Source organism: Vibrio sp. 704 (genome assembly GCF_033339295.1).
In genome coordinates this window covers 1-559 of record NZ_JAWOUH010000838.1, presented here as the reverse complement: position 1 = coordinate 559, position 559 = coordinate 1, and the positions used below count along the sequence as shown (strand labels likewise).

Here is a 559-nt window from a genome sequence, read left to right as displayed (position 1 = left end):
GCTGTACTTTTTAGCTAGGAAAGGGGATTGCGCTCTATTCAGTTTGGAGGCTAGAGATTGGAACTACAAAAGCGAGTAAATTACTCGCCTTCGTCAAACTTGTCTTCAATCAGGTGACATACAGCGTCGAGTGCCAACTCTGCTTGATCGCCTGTGGCATGAATCGTTACGTATTGTCCTTGAGCCGATTCCAACATCAACAGCCCCATCACGCTGTCTGCGGTGGCGGTTTTGTCTTCTTCGTTGTCGATGGTTACTACAGCATCAAAGCTTTGCGCAAGTTCTACCAACTTAACTGCGGCGCGCGCGTGTAACCCAAGACGATTTTGAATCAATACTTTACGACTTAACTCCACTGCTGCTCCTTAGCATTTTTCTCGAGCGAGGTGTGACGAATCTGAACTTGATGCCCTTTATCCGCAAAGTACTCGCCAATCTGTTGGGTTAAATACACTGAGCGGTGCTTGCCGCCAGTACACCCAATGGCTACGGTGAGATAGCTGCGATTATTTTTTTCGAGCAAAGGTAGCCAAGTTTCAATAAAACTTTCTATCTGGTA

Annotated in this window: 1 protein-coding gene and 1 pseudogene; both read right to left on the bottom strand. The window is 46.5% G+C overall.

All coding sequences use genetic code 11. The features are described 5' to 3' along the window. Window positions 1–80: 80 nt before the first annotated feature. Window positions 81–356 (bottom strand): HPr family phosphocarrier protein, encoded by a 276-nt coding sequence (locus R7R24_RS29425; protein WP_005468661.1) that lies wholly within the window; start codon window positions 354–356, stop codon window positions 81–83. Next, window positions 347–559 (bottom strand): annotated as a pseudogene (locus R7R24_RS29420) (RNase adapter RapZ); the annotation flags it as partial. The pseudogene R7R24_RS29420 and the gene R7R24_RS29425, both read right to left, overlap by 10 nt.